General features: G+C 60.8%; 1 pseudogene. It reads right to left on the reverse strand.

From position 1 onward, the window contains the following. Positions 1–217 (reverse strand): annotated as a pseudogene (locus BRSPCE3_RS35970) (IS481 family transposase); the annotation flags it as partial.

Here is a 217-nt window from a genome sequence, read left to right on the forward strand (position 1 = left end):
CGATGGAAGCGTTCGTTCTTGCCGCGGGCCTGTGGATGACATGGCCTGGCATGCACCACTCTGATGCCAAGCTTGAGCAGCCACACCTTCAATCCGGTCCAGCGAATGCCGGACGTATCGCCCCATGGTGAGCCGTTGTCGGTGTAGAAGGCCTCCGGCAAACCATAGCAGCGGAACGTCGTCGTCAGGTGATCCTGCACGGTGAGACGCTGCTCGT

Source organism: Bradyrhizobium sp. Ce-3 (assembly GCF_022835695.1).
In the GTDB taxonomy this organism is placed as follows: domain Bacteria; phylum Pseudomonadota; class Alphaproteobacteria; order Rhizobiales; family Xanthobacteraceae; genus Bradyrhizobium.